At 72.7% G+C, this 578-nt stretch carries 1 protein-coding gene and 1 pseudogene; both read left to right on the forward strand.

The features are described 5' to 3' along the window. Nucleotides 1–191 (forward strand): annotated as a pseudogene (locus ABTU92_RS30300) (enoyl-CoA hydratase); the annotation flags it as partial. Then, the coding region (locus tag ABTU92_RS30305; protein WP_408095236.1) for an acyl-CoA dehydrogenase family protein at nucleotides 191–578 on the forward strand (388 nt) is incomplete at its 3' end. The pseudogene ABTU92_RS30300 and the gene ABTU92_RS30305, both read left to right, overlap by 1 nt.

Consider the following 578-nt stretch of genomic DNA (forward strand, 5'->3'; position numbering starts at 1 on the left):
AACTCGCCGCTGGCCCCACCTTCGCGCACGCGATGACGAAAACCTGCCTGCACGCCGAGTGGCACATGACGGTCGACCAGGCGATCGAGGCGGAGGCGCAGGCGCAGGCGATCTGCATGCAGACGCGCGACTACGGCCGCGCCTACCGGGCTTTCGTGGCCAAGCAGACGCCGGTGTTCGAGGGCGACTGATGGATCGCGCGTTCCTCGACTGGCCGTTCTTCGAGAACGGCGCGCCGGCCTTCTGGGACGAGGCGGTGCGCTGGGCCGACGAGACGGTGCCGGGCCTCGTCGATGCGCAGGACGAGCGCAAGGAGGCGGTCGCCGACTCGTGCCGGGCGCTGGTCGGAGCGATGGGGCGTGCCGGCCTGCTCGCCGCGGCGACGAGCCTCGCGGCGCCCCTGTCCGCGCGAAAGCTGTGCCTGATGCGCGACGCGCTCGCCTCGCGCGCCGCGCTGGCCGACTTCGCCTTCGCCATGCAGGGGCTCGGCTCCGGGCCGATCAGCCTCTACGGCAGCGACGCCCAGAAGGCGACGTATCTGCCGGGCGTCGTCGCCGGCGACACGCTCGCCGCCTTCG

It is taken from the genome of Rhodoplanes sp. SY1, from assembly GCF_046000175.1.
Taxonomy (GTDB): Bacteria; Pseudomonadota; Alphaproteobacteria; order Rhizobiales; family Xanthobacteraceae; genus Rhodoplanes.